General features: G+C 47.6%; 12 protein-coding genes and 1 tRNA gene. 9 read left to right on the plus strand and 4 right to left on the minus strand.

The window, feature by feature from the left end; translation table 11 throughout:
- Positions 1–3: 3 nt before the first annotated feature.
- A tRNA-Ser gene (locus HMPREF1222_RS05920) sits at positions 4–88 on the minus strand.
- A 245-nt stretch (positions 89–333) separates the two neighbouring features.
- On the opposite strand from HMPREF1222_RS05920, the gene HMPREF1222_RS05925 reads away from it, so the two are divergent.
- Positions 334–744, plus strand: a complete 411-nt coding sequence (locus tag HMPREF1222_RS05925; RefSeq protein ID WP_016518625.1) for a single-stranded DNA-binding protein — start codon at positions 334–336, stop codon at positions 742–744.
- 211 nt (positions 745–955) lie between these two features.
- On the opposite strand, the gene HMPREF1222_RS05930 is transcribed toward HMPREF1222_RS05925, so the two are convergent.
- Positions 956–2,455, minus strand: a complete 1,500-nt coding sequence (locus HMPREF1222_RS05930; RefSeq protein WP_016518626.1) for an NAD(P)-dependent malic enzyme — start codon at positions 2,453–2,455, stop codon at positions 956–958.
- A 162-nt stretch (positions 2,456–2,617) separates the two neighbouring features.
- Between HMPREF1222_RS05930 and HMPREF1222_RS05935 the strand changes: the two genes are divergently transcribed.
- The 3 genes from HMPREF1222_RS05935 to HMPREF1222_RS05945 all read left to right on the plus strand — a co-directional run bounded on the left by HMPREF1222_RS05935 (position 2,618) and on the right by HMPREF1222_RS05945 (position 5,773).
- Positions 2,618–4,111, plus strand: coding sequence for a hypothetical protein (locus tag HMPREF1222_RS05935; protein ID WP_016518627.1), 1,494 nt, complete (start codon positions 2,618–2,620; stop codon positions 4,109–4,111).
- 26 nt (positions 4,112–4,137) lie between these two features.
- Positions 4,138–5,379, plus strand: a complete 1,242-nt coding sequence (locus HMPREF1222_RS05940; protein WP_016518628.1) for a hypothetical protein — start codon at positions 4,138–4,140, stop codon at positions 5,377–5,379.
- Positions 5,380–5,515: 136 nt separating this feature from the next.
- Positions 5,516–5,773 (plus strand): SemiSWEET family transporter, encoded by a 258-nt coding sequence (locus tag HMPREF1222_RS05945; RefSeq protein WP_016518629.1) that lies wholly within the window; start codon positions 5,516–5,518, stop codon positions 5,771–5,773.
- A 57-nt stretch (positions 5,774–5,830) separates the two neighbouring features.
- On the opposite strand, the gene HMPREF1222_RS13275 is transcribed toward HMPREF1222_RS05945, so the two are convergent.
- Positions 5,831–5,953 (minus strand): hypothetical protein, encoded by a 123-nt coding sequence (locus HMPREF1222_RS13275; protein WP_280451637.1) that lies wholly within the window; start codon positions 5,951–5,953, stop codon positions 5,831–5,833.
- 26 nt (positions 5,954–5,979) lie between these two features.
- Positions 5,980–6,657 (minus strand): YoaK family protein, encoded by a 678-nt coding sequence (locus HMPREF1222_RS05950; RefSeq protein ID WP_244870122.1) that lies wholly within the window; start codon positions 6,655–6,657, stop codon positions 5,980–5,982.
- 413 nt (positions 6,658–7,070) lie between these two features.
- Here HMPREF1222_RS05950 and HMPREF1222_RS05955 point away from each other — a divergent pair, with 413 nt between their 5' ends.
- The 5 genes from HMPREF1222_RS05955 (at position 7,071) to HMPREF1222_RS05975 (ending at position 16,479) form a co-directional block, all read left to right on the plus strand.
- Positions 7,071–8,132, plus strand: coding sequence for an Hsp70 family protein (locus HMPREF1222_RS05955; protein ID WP_016518631.1), 1,062 nt, complete (start codon positions 7,071–7,073; stop codon positions 8,130–8,132).
- 28 nt (positions 8,133–8,160) lie between these two features.
- Positions 8,161–10,392, plus strand: a complete 2,232-nt coding sequence (locus HMPREF1222_RS05960) for a flagellar assembly lytic transglycosylase (RefSeq protein ID WP_244870123.1) — start codon at positions 8,161–8,163, stop codon at positions 10,390–10,392.
- 75 nt (positions 10,393–10,467) lie between these two features.
- Positions 10,468–11,277 carry an undecaprenyl-diphosphate phosphatase gene (locus tag HMPREF1222_RS05965; RefSeq protein WP_016518633.1) on the plus strand — a complete coding sequence of 270 codons (810 nt, stop codon included), beginning with the start codon at positions 10,468–10,470 and terminating at the stop codon, positions 11,275–11,277.
- 300 nt (positions 11,278–11,577) lie between these two features.
- On the plus strand, positions 11,578–14,946 hold the full coding sequence (locus HMPREF1222_RS05970; RefSeq protein ID WP_016518634.1) for a DNA translocase FtsK: 3,369 nt from the start codon (positions 11,578–11,580) through the stop codon (positions 14,944–14,946).
- A 96-nt stretch (positions 14,947–15,042) separates the two neighbouring features.
- Positions 15,043–16,479, plus strand: coding sequence for a sodium:solute symporter family protein (locus tag HMPREF1222_RS05975; protein ID WP_016518635.1), 1,437 nt, complete (start codon positions 15,043–15,045; stop codon positions 16,477–16,479).
- Positions 16,480–16,481 lie beyond the last annotated feature (2 nt).

Here is a 16,481-nt window from a genome sequence, read left to right on the forward strand (position 1 = left end):
TTACGGAGCAGGGGGGATTCGAACCCCCGGTACCTCGCAGCACAACGGTTTTCAAGACCGCCGCCTTAAACCACTCGGCCACCGCTCCATAATCGGACTGTATATTAGACCAGAATAACGGCGAATGTCAATACTATCACCGTAGCCGTTTCGATTTTTCTTTTACATGGGAACCTTTAAAAACTTATTTGCATAAATTTTTTATTTTTTTTGCAAAAATACCGTAAATTTCGAGCCATTTTTGAACGCGTGCTTTATATATCAGGTACAAGATCAAAAGAGACCGGCGCCGCTTGAATGCGCCTATCCGCTCTCTTATTTTAGGAGGCTATTATGCACAATTTGAATTCGTTGATTATCGAGGGAAATGTGGTCCGCGATCCCGTTGTAAAGGCTACGCCTAAGGGAACACCGCTCTGCGTGTTTTCCATTGCGTCGAACCGCTTTTTTAAGCAGGAAGACCAAACAACTCAGGAAACTTCGTTTTTTGATGTTGAAACATGGGCACGGCTGGCGGAACTCTGCGGAGAAAATTGCACAAAGGGGCGCGGCGTGCGGGTTGTCGGGCGCTTAAAGCAAGACCGATGGGTTGGCAACGACGGTAAACACTACAGCAAGATTAAAGTGGTAGCCGAACACATCGAATTTAAGCCGGTGTTTAAAAACGGTAGACAACCTGCCGATGCGTTAGACGATATGCGCGAAGAAGCCTTACAAGAACAAGAGGCCGTGCCCGCTTTTTAAGAAAAATGCCGGTGCTTCCGAATACGGAAACGCCGGCACACACTGCTGATGGGCATCTCTAAAAACTCGGTTAGATTTTTAGAAGATGCTTCATCAGCAAAGCTGATGACGAGTTTCAATTTAAGTCTCTATATTATAATGACTTAAATTGAAACATCGCAAATTAAATCGCTATCAGAGTAACGCAACGTACGGCAATTACTTCCGGTCTTTATTTGGTGCGCTGATTTTTGATTTGCTCGATCGCGTAATCCATAGCCTGATTAAAAAATTCTTGGGGCGGTTCTTTAATAAATCCGCTGTCCATAAGCTGCTGCGTCAGCGCCCTGCTTTCGGCAATTTCGGCCTTAGCCTGTTTAAATGCTTCATCCCATGTAATGGTGATGCGGGCAAGTCCTTCTTTTATCGCCTGCATTGCGACATCGGCGGCTTCAACGGCAAAGACATCCTCGTCATCCATTTTTACAACAATATTATCGGGAGTAATTCCTTTTTTCTCCGAATAGTCGGCAATGGAGTGCGCACAACGGATTGCCATACCGTCGGAAATTTTACGTGCACGGACAAGCAGGGCTCCTTTTAAAATTCCGGGGAAACAGATGGAGTTGTTGATTTGGTTCGGAAAGTCTCCGCGTCCGGTACCGGTGATAAAGGCGCCGGCAGCTTTGGCATCGTGCGGCCAAATTTCGGGGATGGGGTTTGCACAGGTAAACACAATGGGTTTATCCCCCATTGAGGCAATCTGCTCCTTGGTTACCGTGTTGGGGCCCGGCTTGGATAGGGCGATCAGTACGTCGGCGCCTTTCAGCGCTTCGTCAAAGCTGTTTATCCGCTTGGGGTTTGTCGCTTGGCACAGCTCCCATTTGCGGTAATAGCGTGCGTCCGCTTTGATGTCATCGCGGCCTGCATGGAGTGCCCCTTGAGAATCGCAGATAATCATCTTTGCAGGATCGCCGCCGTCCTGTAGGATGAGGCGTGCAATGGTGGTGTTGGATGCGCCCGCTCCGAGCAATACGATGCGGCAGTCTCCGATTTTTTTGCCTGCAAGTTTAAGCGCATTCAGCAAACCTGCAAGCGTAATGCAGGCCGTTCCTTGGGCGTCGTCGTGCCAAACGGGGATATCGCATTCTTCCCGCAGCGTGTCCAGAACTTTAAAACAGTCCGGCTGCTGAATATCTTCCAAGTTGACCGCGCCGACGCTCGGTTCCAGCATTCGTACAAAGTCGATAATCTTATCGGGGCAGTGTTTGCCGGCGGGGAAGTTGTATTTTTTTTCTTCGTGGGGTTTAACGTAGGAATCGATGCAGATGGGATAGGCGTCTACACCACCCAAATACTTCATCAGCATACATTTACCTTCCATAACGCCGAGCCCGCCGGAAGGAGAGCAATCCCCATCGCCCAATACGCGGGTGGAATCGCTGACAACCGCTACAAGGTTGCCGCGGTTGGAAAGCATAAACGAGCTGTCATGATTATCGCGGATACCGGTAGAAACGGCCGATACGCCCGGTGTGTACCAAACGTTGAACCAGTTAAATCCATAGATTCCGCATTTCGGGACGGTTTGCAGCTTTCCCCCATAAAATTCGTGTGTTAAAAGCGAAAGCTTTTTTAAAAAGAGCGTCTTCGCCGCCGCTTTTTCATTTTCCGTAAAGTCGGAAGGAAAATGTTCCGTAATAGACTGTAAATCTTTATCAATAGTTTTCATTCTATAAGTGTATCACGCTTGTACCCACTCTGCAAGATGAAGGATTCTTAATTAACGCCCCTCTCCGTAAGCCTTTTGAAATATACGACGAAGTAGATGCGCCGTATATTTCAAAAGAGGTCTACTTGCGCCGAAATTATCCCTTATGTTACTATATGCTCCATGTTTCAACATTATAAAAAATATATAGCGGTTACAGTATATGTATTAGCAGCAGTGCTGCTCGCCGCACAGACGGTAAGCGGTAAAAAAGATATTGCTGTTTTTAGGCTTTCTCATTCGGGGGATGTCCCTTCCGAAGTAGCGGCAAGAATAGATCAACGGATTATCGGCACCGTTACTTCGTTTAAACGGTTTAACGTTATCGGTATGCAGTACCGGCTTAACTCAAGCAATGTGGCATCCTTTATCGATCAAATTAAGGGGATGAAAGAACATCAATCGGAAGTTCCCGAGACGGTATTATCGGGCGAAGAAGCTTTTACCCGTGCCGATTGGGAACGTCTCACCGGTGCTTTTCTCGTGTTTGTTCCGCGGATTACCGCCTATGATGAAAACCTTGTATTTGAAGAAATCAAAGTTGAAGATAAAAAAGTTATAAGGAAATACTGGACGGTCAGAATAGAAGGTACACTATCCATCCTCGACGTATCAGGATCTGCAGGAGAACGGGTTATACCGCTGTCCGTTAGAGAAATTTCCAAACGGCGTTCCGATGCTATTGATGCCGCAATCGATTCCTTGGAAAGTTCGGTATACGCCGCTATCAAATTTCAACCGGAATTTGCATTGGCAAGCGGTGTACTGGCGGTAGATAGGGAAAACAATACGGTTACAATCGAGCTTGGAAAAGACATCGGTATAAAGGAAGGCGATGAATATATACTTCAAAAATCCATCGCAGTCGGCGGGAAGCAGTCGGCAAAGGAAACAGGCTTTATAATTATTTCCGAAGTGCATGATACTTTTTCGATTGCAAAGGTCATTTATGCCGACCAACCGATTGTCGAAGGAGATGCGGTTAAAGAGCTTTTAAATTCCAATATCATGCTGAACGGATATGTGGGGATAACGGCTCCCGTTACCGGCGTGATGACAAAGAACTCGGCAGAATATCTGCGCATCCAACCTACATTCGGGATACGGATGGTATATAAACCGAACTTTCATTTCAGTCTATCATTCGGATATGAATATGCAATTCAGCAGCCTCTTGGAGGTTCCGATGTGTTGAGCGCCAAGCCGATGCGTCTTACGCCTTTCGGAACAGGCTATTTTGGATTTGGCGTTTATAATTTCTATGCATCGCGATTTAAGATTACGCCGGAACTGCAGTTCTGTTTTTCGGGCACAGCCGTTTCCGCTCAAACCGATTTATCCAACCCGAAGTTTAAAGACCCTATTACGGCGTCCCAACTCGGCGGGAGGCTCCTTGTATCAGCGGACTATTTTATTTCCCGAAACTGGACGGTAGGCGCCAGCGCAGGAGTGGGGTATATGCATAATTTACTAACCCCGCAAAAGGCAGCCGATAAATTGCAAGAAAGCAGTTTAACTCCGGATCCCGGACTCAAAAATGTGAATACTTATACATGGGACATTTTATCCTCACACATAAACTGTTATTTCTTTATTGGAATAACGGGACGGTTCTAAAAATAGATACGCAAACGGAGGAAATTATGAAAAAAACAATCGCGCTATATGCACTGCTGTTAACGCTGTTGACATCATGTGTTGTTGTACCGGCCGTACCGCAGTACACGGGCATCAATCCTTATTATTCGGCGTCGGGAGAGGGATATTCGTTCTTAGAGGCGCTCAACCAAGCCAAGGTAAACGCCCTGCAGCTTGCAATTATCGACCTTATCGGAGCTACGGAAGAAATGCAGAGCCGCGGTAAACTGCATCCGTTTTTTTATACGGGCTCTAATCCGAACACCTACCTTGAAACCGATTACCTGCGTATTTTACGGCGCGGTGAAACGTATCGCGGATATTATTGCGAGATCTCCGTACCGGTAAAAATGGAGGACATACGCCAAACACTCAATATGATCGGTACGTATCCTGCAAAGGGAGGGAATATTCAATCAAACCCCGAAGTACTCGATGCAAAAACAAAGAGCGCATTGCAGGGGAACAATGTCGGCTTTATCAGCGAATATGTCGATAGTATGTTGTATATGGTTGTGCCGAATCAGAAAGCAAAAGACGGGAGTACGTTTTCCAAATCTGCCGTCAACATGGCAAACAAATACTTACTTGACAACGGATACCGCGCAGTCGATTACGCTGCTGTAGAAGCATTAAAGTCGGACAGCGCTTCGCTGTTTGCGCAAGAACCGGACACGGCAGATCTTTCGGTGGTGCAGTGGATTGCGCAAAAACTCGGTGCAGATGTCTATATTGAAGTTGACGGTTTTGTACAGGGCGGCAGAGAAACCGGCGGTTATTACGGCAAAGCCGAGGTCAACTTAAAAATGTATAATCCTTCAACAGGGGAATTACTGGGAGCCGTACCCTACAGCAGTCCAAAAACTTTCGACCGTGCCGGCACTGAAGCCGCAGCACAAAATGCGATAAAATCGACAGTGTTTAAGGCGATGGGTGTTGCCGTCGATCAAGCTAAAAAAGCATTGATACGGGATTATGCGCAAGGCATTCGGTACGAAATCACTATTAACAATACTGCCGACAGTAAACTGATGAGTGCATTCCGGAATGAATTAAAAAATAAAGTCGAAACGATACGGGTAGTGCATCAATCCGCCGCTCAAACGAAATATGCGGTACAGTATTTCGGCAGAATTGAAGATATGGAGAATATCGTCTATACGGCGGCGGAAAGCGTCTCCGGCCTTGAAAATATGTCGTTGATTATGATTCGGGGCAAAACGCTTATGTTCCGGCTGGAGCGGTAAAAAAGAGCTGAGGCTCAAAGCCCTATTGCCGATTTTGCTCTACGTCAAAACACGGTAAACCGTCTTATTGCACAATAGGTATGAAACGGGTATAATAACTCATAATTCTTAATTATGAATTATTGTAGGAGCGACAATGAGCGAAAATAAATTGAAAGTTCTCGGTTGGATAGGAACGGCGTTATCCGTTTCCATGTATGTATCGTATATCCCGCAGATTATGGATAACTTGAACGGAAATAAAACCGTTTTTCTCCAACCGATGGCCGCAGCAATAAATTGTACGATATGGGGTTTATATGCATTGCTGAAAGATAAACGGGATTACCCGCTTGCAGCGGCAAACGCTCCGGGCGTTATTTTCGGATTGATAGCAGCCATCACCGCTCTATAAGGCTGTCATTATTGAGATGAAGCACCATATTGATTTCGTCTCGGTAGCTGCCGTCTTTTAATTTGTATGCATCGGGAAGCCGCCCCCATTCAATAAAACCGAACCGCTCATACAGCTTTTGTGCCCGTAGGTTATCGGAATAGACGCCAATAGGGGATACTCTTTTTCAGCATATATCATACTTAGTCGCCATTGTGCCCTGCACGCTATGCAAGTTTTTCTTCTCTTTGAAGCATTATAAATGCAGTAATAATAAATACTTCGCATAGCAATATCGATCTTTCCGCATAGTATTGTATTGTAATAAATCCGACGGCAACACCGATACCGAAACTTGCAATGATAAGCAGATACTTAAAAAACGAATGCAGGTATTTTACGTCTTTTACTGCACGATACTTTGCGAGGTTTATCATACTGCTTTTTAAGTTACCGGTAATCATGGTTGTCGCAATCGGATTACCGTCGACTTTATCGAAGTTGGCTACTTGCAGCGCTGCAATAAAAGAGATAACGGCATTAATAACATCATGCCCAAAATACGTGCCGGTTAATCCGATTGCAGCGATGGTCAATACTTCAAATATCAATACTATAACTATCCGAGTAGAGTTTTTAACATAATGCTTGTTCTTAACAAACTCTGAAATAAATATGCCGAGCGCAAACGTAGCAATCGGTAAAATATATTTAAGGGATTTATGCAGTTCCCTATTAGCGGCCGAGATAAACAACAGCACAACATTACCGGTTTGTGCGTTTGCAAATACCCTACCCTTTAACAAATAAGAGTAAGCGTCCAAAAAGCCTCCCACTAATGAGAGGCATACGCCGATTACGATATTGTCATGCAGTTTTTCTTCTTGTATTTGTACTGTATCCACCTGTAAATCCCGTTGGAACATCTTTGCAAAATTGAAAACTTTTTAGAACTACCGGTATGATATGGCTAAACTTATCACCTGTCAACGGTTGCAGAAACAGAGAATCTTTCCGTAAGCATTCCGTAAGCCTTTTGAAATAGCCTGTTGAACAGTGTACGTCCGTGTACACTGTTCAACGACAAGTTTTTCTCACGAAAAACTTGCTTTTGTTCAATTCCACGGGCATCCATGTCCGTTCTGAATTTACAAGGCGCGAGAAAAAATTAACCGCAGGCGTATCTTTGATACGTTGAGGATTAATTTTTTCGAAGCAACGAAGGAGATACCCGCATATTTCAAAAGGAATTTCCTTTTGTCTTGACCAAGATACGCCGATACTATAAAAGTAAGGTCTTAACAGGAGGAGTAGTATAATGGCAGCTAAAATAGGCATAAAACTCGCGGACGGATCGTTCCTTCCCATTATGGACGACGATTTCTCCGCCTCTGAAACGCTTGAATTAACTACGGTACGCGATGATCAGCGGAGCGTACAAATTAATTTATTCAAAAAAGAAGATGATACTTCAGATCCCCTATATATAGGTTCACTCATTGTTGAAGATATTCAGGAGAAGGCAGCGGGGGAACCGACAATAGAATTGAAGTTGGCACTTGACGAAGACAAAAATCTTTCCGCCGAAGCTGTTGATAAAGATTCAGGTTCTCATCAGACACTGCGCGTATCGTTGGAAACGTTTGCAGATCAAGCATTCGACGATGTCGATTTTGATTTAAGTTCGGAAACTGCAGACGCCGATATTGATCTTTCTACAACGCCTACGGACACCGATGATAACTCCGACGCCCATCATGAGTTTTCAGCTTCAACTTTTTATACGGATGAAGACGATGAAGAAGGACATCCGCCGAAACGCGGAATGCCTATTTGGCTTTTAATTCTGCTTATTCTGCTGGGTATCGCCGCGTTAGTGCTCGGTATTTTGTTGCTGACTAAAAAGAATCTTGCCGAAGCAACCGGACCCGGCACTATCCAACCGGACATCGCTACGGTCATCCCGTCGCAAAGAGTACCGGTGCAAGAGCCGGCCTCATCCCAACCGGAACCTTCGTTACCGGCGGATACACCGGTAACCGAACCGCCTGCCCCTCGACCGGCTGCACCTAATCCTCCGGCTCCGGCAGAACCGCCGGCTCCGCAACAGCCTATTCAACAAAAAACTCCGGCGCCCCAAGAGCCTGCAAAACAGGAACAACCCGTTAAGCCGGCAGCACCTGCGGTAAAAGAACCGGCCGCTTCCGCCCCTGCACAAAAGGCAGTCCGCTATAAGATCCGTTGGGGTGATACGCTTTGGGATTTATCGGAAACCTATTACCGCAATCCATGGCTATACACCAAGATTGCAACGCATAACAAACTTAAAAATCCTGATTTAATCATTTCGGGAACCTATATTGAAATTCCTCCGCAGTAAGATGCTCTTTGACAAGCAAGAACGTTCCATGCGTTCTTGCTTGCGCCTTTTTCCGTTCCGTTTTTCTCTTCTTTGTCTATTCCTCTTTGCCGGTTCTACCGCTGCCTGTGCAGCCGATAGAGATGCTGCTTTGTTAAAAGATTTAAAAGCAGGAAACTACGATTTCTTTTTAAAGGCCGACAACGCAGCCTACCGCAGCATCAAAATGATGGGACACAGCAGCGCCTACTATGTCGGTCTTCATCTAAAACATGCAGGATACGAACAAGCCGCCCGTTTTTACTTTGCACTCGGCAAAAGGCTGTATGAATCGCCGCTGAACCGCTTGTGCCGCGAAGAATTATACGAAACGGGCACTCCTGCCGAGCGTTTGCAGTCGGTAGAAGAACGCTTGCAGGAACTTTCCAAAACAACCGGCGCCGCAGGGCAGAGCGAATCCGTACAGTCAGAAAAAGACCGTTTAAACCGCTTGAAAGTCCGGCTCCTTTTGCAAACGGGCGCTTACGGCGAAATTGAACAATCGCCTGAAACGCTCTATCTTACCGGCTCGATGACGGCGGAACTCGCGAAAGCCTTCCCGCAGTTCGGGAAGAACATGCCGCCGTTTTTGTATAAACTTGCCGAAGCCCGCATATTGACTTTTGAAAAACGCTACACGGAAGCGTGGGTATCGGTACAGGATGCATTCGGCATGGAGCATACGGTTGCGGAACTCGCCTATCCCGAACTGCTTTCCGACATCGGCAGGGCTGGCGTTTATGGAGCAGAAAACGCTGCCGATGCAGCCTCTTTTTTTGAAGATTTTGCAATGCAGGTACGGAGCGCCGCCGCCGAAGGGCAGCTTTCCCGTGCGGATGCGCAGCGTTGCCTTTTTTATAGCCTGTTCTATGAGGCCCGATGCAGGGTAAAACTCGGCGGGACAGAACAGCACGAGCGTGCCTTAACGCTTTTTTCGCGGGCGGCGGAGCAAGCAAGCACCGACTCCGGCCTTGATTCCGCTCTGTGGTATTATTTGGATACCATGCGGATGCGGAGCCTACCCCGTTACCTTAAAGCGCTTGCGGATACGGCAGAGCGCTGGAAAAACCCTACATGGTATGCCGATTTGGTACAATCGCTGCGGGCACGGCTGACTGCGGCTAAAGATTGGAAAAACTTGGAAACGCTCTATGATGTGTTGGCAAAAACAGATCTGCCGGAGCAGCGGGCTGCCGTTGCTTATACGCTTGCCTGCGCCGGTTCGCTTCCGCAAGAGCGGACAGCTCGTTTACTGCAAGAAGCCGCCGGTGAATCGCACGATGCGCTGTATTACCGGATCTTGGCAGCGTACCGGCTCGGCGGCGCTCAGCTGTTGGAAGACACCTTCCAGCTCCGCAGCAAAAACGCTCAAACACAGCCGATCGGGCAGGCACAGCCCGGGAATATGCAAAGCAGGCAGAATGGACAGGCGCAAGCCGGCGGCGTTCAAGCTCAGTCCGGTATGCACGCCGACAGCAGTCAAGCGCAATCAGGCGGATTTTCCACCCAAGAGGCGCGGACTTATATCGACGGCTTGCTTCATTTCGGTTTATACGATATGGTCTATCCCCGCATTGCCGCCGTGTATCCGTCAATTCCCGCCGAAGAAGCGGTAGCCGTTGCCCGTACGTTAGCCGGTGAAGGCCGTTACGCCGATTCAATCCGGTTAATAGCTTTCTCCTTAAAAAATCAGGAAGATACGGCAACTACGGAGCAGCTTGAGCTCTTGTATCCCCGGCCGTGGAAGGAAACCGTTTCCAAGTATGCCGCCGAATACCGGCTGCCGGAATATCTGCTCTATGCATTAATAAGAAGCGAAAGCTTTTTTCAGCATCGGGTTATATCGGGAGCGGGAGCCGTCGGCCTTACTCAGTTAATGCCCGCTACGGCTTCGGACATTGCACGAAAATTAAAAGTTACGGATTACAGCCTGACGGATCCCGAAATAAATATCAGATTCGGCGCATATTATCTTGCGGAAATGATCCGCCGATCCGATAACCGTATTATGCCTGCCTGCTTTGCATACAATGCGGGTATATCGCGAGTCCGCGGGTGGCAAAAAAAAGCGCACGGCCTTTCAGACGACCTCTTTTTGGAGAGTTTGGAATATGCCGAAACGCGGGATTACGGACGCAAAATACTGTCCGCCGCAGCGGTATACGGGGTACTTTATTATTCCGAAAAGCCGGAAGATATTGTACTGCTGTTTTTCCCGAATGCGCTGCGCAGCACTGAATAGCGGCCGCATCGGATAATTAAATTGATATTAAATTGATATAAAGAAGTTTTCAAAATCTTCTGCAAAGGAACTGATATGACGGTTATACAAGCAATTTTTCTCGGCGCCGTTCAAGGTATTGCCGAATTTCTTCCGATTTCGAGCTCCGGCCATCTCGCCGTAGCCGAATACTTTTTGGGGCATACCGATGTTCCCATTATCTTCGATATCTTGCTGCATATCGCGACGCTCGGTGCGGTCTGCATTGTGTTTTACAAACAGATATGGCGGCTTTTGACCGTACTCGGCCGGTTTATCATCAGAAAAAATACGCCGGAGGACAGCGCGGACCTAAAACTGATTGCTGCACTGCTTATTTCTACTGCCGTTACCGGTGTTCTCGGCATCGTATTGAAAGATGTTGTGCAGGCAAAAAATATGCTGTTTATCGCGGTCTGTTTTATCATCACCGGTATTGTGCTTTTGATTTCGTCTAAAATTCAGCCGAAATCCAATACAGCCGTACCGTCCGTATTGCAAGCGGTCATTATCGGAGCGGCGCAGGGCGTCGGAGTGCTTCCGGGGATTTCCCGTTCCGGCTCCACAATCGCAGCGGCGCTGTTAACCGGCGTAAGCCGTGAAAAGGCCGGCGAGTATTCTTTTCTTCTTTCCATTCCGGCCATTCTCGCAGCGTTTATCTTTGAGCTGAAATCGGCCGATACCATAAGCGGTTCTATCGGCGCCGCAGCGCTGATTGCTGGGATGCTGACCGCCTTTATCGTAGGTTTTTTCGCATTGACCTTTCTGCTTAAATTAATACGGAAGGGCAAGCTCGGCCTATTTGCGTATTATCTTATTCCGGCGGGAATCATATTGTTCGGCGCAGTCAGTATTTTTCATCTATAAAAAGCTGGGCAAAACGCATCAGGCACTTTTGAAAATATGCATACCGTCTACGGCGTTGCTGCACAAAAATAAATGCTCAACGTACAGCAAGTACGCCTTGCGCTTTATTTTTGCTTGCGCCTTGTATCCGGTACCACTATTTTCAAAAGGCTCACGGAAAGCTGATGTTTAAAAGTCACAAACTTTTATTCTGCGATTTGTAGCTATCCTGCCTGATGCGTTTGCCCGCTTATCGGAAAAAAATGTGCGAAATTTTATTCCTTAAAATTTCACACAGAGTGGAGGGGGGAAGTAACATCGATGGGAAACCGAGAAAATCGATTTAGAATATTAGCAGTTGTTTTAAGCGTGCTGTTTTTTTGCGCCGGTATTGTATTGACGCTCGGCATTTTTCTGCCGATTACCGGATTGGTTCCGGCGAGCTATAAGCTGTTTGCCGTAGGGCAGCGGATCTTTTCGGTATACGGCTTCTCTTCTTTTTTAATTCCGCTTCTCTTTTTATACGGAGCGGTATTGCTGCTGATTCCCGGCTGGTCGCGCGAATCGAAAGCAGTGCTGCTCGGGGTTCCGCTCTATTTTGTTACCGCAATCATCGGCGAACGGCTCATCTATATTTTTGTTCCGTCCGTTTCCATCCCCCTCATCAGGCAATTTGTAACCGTTTCGATATTGATCTGCGCATTGCTGCTCATCTGTTTTGAAATTTTTTTGATGCTGACACTGAGTGAAAAACTCTCCGGCAAACGTTTCTTTGTGCGCACTCCCTCTGTAAAAGATAACGCTGCCGAAACCGATACAGCTTCCGAACATGATACGGAAGAAGGCGGCGATACGGATGAAGAGCCTGCACTTCAAACGCCGCCGGTGGAAGCGGCGATGCCGACGACAGCAGCCGCAACAGAAGAAGAGGAAACGCCGACAGAAGCATCACTATCGACGCCGGAAGCTGCGGCAGCAAAAGCGGTGGAAGCGCCGGATTCGCCCGAAACGGAACAAGCCGCAGCCGAGTCTGCAGACGCTTCGGTTCCACAGCAGGGAACGGCAAACAGCGGGTTAACTCATCCGGTAGAAACGGCAGATACCGCAGCTGCTGCGCAATCGGAAATGATTCAAACCGAACAAACACCGCCGATTCAACCGGATGCTCCTGAAATGAACGCCGCCGCTAAAGTATCGGCGACAGGAGATGACCTTCCTTTATTGGAAAATATCGAGGAGGAAGAGCAGCCTCTCCCGCTGTCAACCCCGTTATCGGCGGTTATGGATATACGGGGAGAAGAGGCTGAACGCCCTGTCTTTGACCCCGCCGATCCCAACAACCTGTTTGCCAGCTTGGAAGAAATTACCGCGCCTGTCGAACGCATCAAGCGCACGGACTCTTCCGAACCGGAGCCGGAAATACCGACGCCGGATGCGCAGATATCCGCTGCGGCGGAAAAGACTTTTACATCGCCGGATGCGCAGATAGCGGAAACGACGGAAACCATTGGGCAATTTCACAGCGGAATACCAATACAGGAAGAAGCGCCGATTCAGGAATCCCCTGCCCCGACTTTGCCGGAAGGTGCAGCGGATTCCATACCGGAAATACCGGAGAGTGCCGCCCCCGCCGCTTCTCAAACGGATAGTATCCCGCAAGCAGTTTCCCATACGGAAACTGAGGAACCGGAAATGCCGCTTGTCTTTGTAAACGGCGTGCCGCTGCCGAACGGCCGCTCGGAAATACTCGACACTATGGTCGTTATCGATTCGGAAAAACCGGAAGCTGCGGCCGAAGAAACATCCGCTCATTCGGCGTCCGACCCATCCGTGCGGGACAATGCAGACACAGGTATTGCTATCGAAACGCAGGAAACCGATAGCACCATCGATATGGCGGATGCACAGATTGGAGAGGATATCGCCGTGAGCGGCTTCGATGTCCAAGATGAAGAAGATATCGAAGACAGTGAAGCGGAAACAGATATCGGCGCTGAAGCGGCGGTAGTATCGGATGAAAATACTATAGAAGCGGATCTTGCCATTGAGGATTTCGATGCACGGAGCGGAGAAAAAGCCGAAAGCGGTGAAGCGGCAATGGAAGCGGATGAGGAATTAGAACCGGGTGCCGATGGCGGCAAAACGGAAGCAGATACCGATAGCAGCGAATCGGAAGCGGATAGGGAATTAGACTCGAATGCCGATGAAGTATTTTTGGAAACCATCGACCAAACCGTACCGGTTATCCCGGCAAAACCGGTTCCGCCTCCGCAACCGCGTAAGAAATACGCCATTCCGTTTGACCTTTTAACGAATTATCCTGACGGTGAATACTGGGTTGTCGACGATGCGACAAGGCGATCCGCGCTGATGTTGAAATCTACCTTTAATGAATTTAAAATCGACGTATCCATTACCGGTATCCGCAAAGGACCCGTTGTAACGATGTTTGAAATGCTGCCGTCGCCGGGTATTAAACTTTCAAAGATTACCAATCTGCAGGATAATATCGCGTTGCGGCTTGCAGCCTCCAGCGTCCGTATCGTAGCGCCCATACCGGGCAAGCATGCAGTCGGTATCGAAGTTCCCAATAAAAAGCGTTCGATTGTCAGCTTTCGGGAGCTGATAGAAACGGACTTACCGGAAGCGGCTAAAATGGCTATTCCCGTTGCGCTTGGAAAAGACGTAACGGGGAACCCGCAAGTTTTTGATCTCGCACAAACACCTCACCTGCTCATTGCCGGTGCAACCGGTTCGGGTAAATCGGTTTGTGTTAATTCGATTATACTGTCGATTCTCTATAACCGCCGACCCGACGAGGTAAAGCTGATTTTAGTCGACCCGAAAATCGTTGAGCTAAAATTGTACAATGACATCGCTCACCTTTTAACACCCGTCATTACCGAACCTAAGCGGGCGTTCCAAGCGCTGCAATACGCACTGTGCGAAATGGAGCGGCGGTATGCTTTGCTCGACAATATGGGTGTACGCGATATCAAGACCTTTAATGCTAAAATAAAATCGGAGCGGATTGCGACGGAAGCGCTGCCTTATATCGTCATCATCATCGATGAATTTGCAGATCTTATGGCCACGTCGGGCAAAGAACTGGAAGCGACGGTCGCACGGTTGTGCGCAATGAGCCGCGCCGTAGGTATTCATCTGGTACTTGCAACGCAGCGGCCGTCCATCGATGTTATCACCGGTTTGATTAAGGCCAACATCCCAAGCCGAATTGCATTTATGGTTGCTTCAAAAACCGATAGCAGAATCATATTGGACGAGATGGGTGCGGAAAAACTGCTCGGCAAGGGGGATATGCTGTATGTAAGCGCGGCTCGTCCCTTCCCTACCCGTATTCAGGGAGCCTTTGTCTCCGAACAGGAAGTAGAGCGTGTCGTTGCCTGCGTAAAAGAATACTGTGAGCCCGAATACATCGATGAAGAAATTTTTGTCGATGATGATGACGAGCCGTATGACAATGCCGTATTCTCCGATGATAACGATCCGCTTTATGAGCAAGCGTTGGAAATTGTTACCTTTGCAGGAAAAGCCTCCGCTTCTTATGTGCAGCGCAAACTGAAAATAGGCTACAACCGCGCAGCCCGCCTTATCGAAGAGATGGAAGCCCGCGGCATCGTCGGCCCCGCAAACGGTTCAAAAGCCCGCGAAGTTATCAGACACGTGTAGCGCTAAAACTCAAACTGAATCCTTAGATTTTCCCCTTAACAAAAACGAAGTAGAAGGATTATAATTAAACTAGAGTTTTCATAAATAGGAGGAATTATGAACACAATGGTATTGGTTATCGTCATCGTATATCTTTTACTGATGCTTTTTATCGGTTGGGCATCTTCCAAAAAGATTAAAACAAATGAAGACTTTATGGTCGCAGGAAGACGGCTCGGCCCGATTTTAATGGCGGGAACATTGACCGCTACGGAAATCGGAGGAGGCAGCTCGCTCGGTGTCGCAGAAAAGTCCTTCACCAACTGGGGGTTAAGTGCATTTTGGTATGTTGCAACCATGGGTATTGCATATATTGTCCTTGCAGTATTTGCCCCCCGTCTCCGTCGAACAATGGTTAAAACCGTACCGGAATATTTTAGACGCCGGTATAGCGGTTCGGCCGGACTCATTACCGCCATTATTATGATTTTACCGCTGATCGGTTTGACAGCCTCTCAGTTTATCGCTTCGGCAACAATCGTATCTTTTATGCTGAATGTAAACTATTCCGTAGCAGTCATTATTGTTGCAATTGTCGTTACCGCGTATTCGATTATGGGCGGTCTATGGAGTGTTACCATTACCGATTTTGTACAGGTATTCCTGATTATCATCGGTATGGCGCTTGCACTACCGTTCTCTCTCAATCTTGCAGGCGGTATGCAGGCAGTCGTAGCAAATGTTCCTCCCGACACATTCAATCCTTTTAAAGGAATCGGTATAGGAGCAATTATTTCAATGGTTGTAATGTACATTGCATCCTTTTCAGTCGGACAAGAAGCGGTATCGCGCTACTACGCTGCCCGAGATGAAAAAGCTGCCGTACAAGGGTCAATTATTTCTGCTGTGTTGAACTTTATCTATGCTTTCATTCCAACGCTTCTCGGTATTATTACGTTGGCTCTTATCAATATGAAAAAGATAGACGGCGATGTCATACTGAGCCAAGGCCCTAGATACGCACTGCCTCACTTGGCGATGGCAACAATGCCCGCGCTGATTGTCGGACTTCTCTTTTCCGGTATTATTTCTGCAACAATGTCGAGCGCAGACTCTGACTTGCTGGGTGCAGGATCAATATTCGGCAACGATATTTATAAAATTTATATCAAGCCGAATGCAACAAGCAAAGAAGTTATGAGGGTTACCCAAATCACCATGCTCATAGTCGGTGTATTCGGTATGTTCATTGCGCTGTTCAACACCGGCAGTATCATTAAACTGTTGATGTTCTCGTTTACGTTGCGGGCAGCAGGGGCATTTTTCCCGTATATCATGGGGCTCTATTGGAAACAAGCTTCAAACATCGGCGCCATTGCCTCACTCATTGCAGGAAGTATTGCCGTTATCATCCTTGAACAAACAAAGATTTCGCTTTTCGGCCTTGATCCTATCATTCCCGGATTGGCACTCAGCTTTATCTGCTTTATTATCTGCAGCAAGATATTCAAACCTAAGACTGAAAGTCTTGATTTAGCGGAAGAAAAAGACTAAGT

This window comes from Treponema vincentii F0403, assembly GCF_000412995.1.
Taxonomy (GTDB): domain Bacteria; phylum Spirochaetota; class Spirochaetia; order Treponematales; family Treponemataceae; genus Treponema; species Treponema vincentii.

Excerpts from the sequence above, each read along its gene's own strand:
- HMPREF1222_RS05925 (WP_016518625.1), top strand. The coding sequence starts at position 334 with ATGCACAATTTGAATTCGTTGATTATCGAGGGAAATGTGGTCCGCGAT.
- HMPREF1222_RS05930 (WP_016518626.1), bottom strand. The coding sequence starts at position 2,455 with ATGAAAACTATTGATAAAGATTTACAGTCTATTACGGAACATTTTCCT.
- HMPREF1222_RS05935 (WP_016518627.1), top strand. The coding sequence starts at position 2,618 with ATGTTTCAACATTATAAAAAATATATAGCGGTTACAGTATATGTATTA.
- HMPREF1222_RS05940 (WP_016518628.1), top strand. The coding sequence starts at position 4,138 with ATGAAAAAAACAATCGCGCTATATGCACTGCTGTTAACGCTGTTGACA.
- HMPREF1222_RS05945 (WP_016518629.1), top strand. The coding sequence starts at position 5,516 with ATGAGCGAAAATAAATTGAAAGTTCTCGGTTGGATAGGAACGGCGTTA.
- HMPREF1222_RS13275 (WP_280451637.1), bottom strand. The coding sequence starts at position 5,953 with ATGATATATGCTGAAAAAGAGTATCCCCTATTGGCGTCTATTCCGATA.
- HMPREF1222_RS05955 (WP_016518631.1), top strand. The coding sequence starts at position 7,071 with ATGGCAGCTAAAATAGGCATAAAACTCGCGGACGGATCGTTCCTTCCC.
- HMPREF1222_RS05960 (WP_244870123.1), top strand. The coding sequence starts at position 8,161 with ATGCGTTCTTGCTTGCGCCTTTTTCCGTTCCGTTTTTCTCTTCTTTGT.
- HMPREF1222_RS05965 (WP_016518633.1), top strand. The coding sequence starts at position 10,468 with ATGACGGTTATACAAGCAATTTTTCTCGGCGCCGTTCAAGGTATTGCC.
- HMPREF1222_RS05970 (WP_016518634.1), top strand. The coding sequence starts at position 11,578 with ATGGGAAACCGAGAAAATCGATTTAGAATATTAGCAGTTGTTTTAAGC.
- HMPREF1222_RS05975 (WP_016518635.1), top strand. The coding sequence starts at position 15,043 with ATGAACACAATGGTATTGGTTATCGTCATCGTATATCTTTTACTGATG.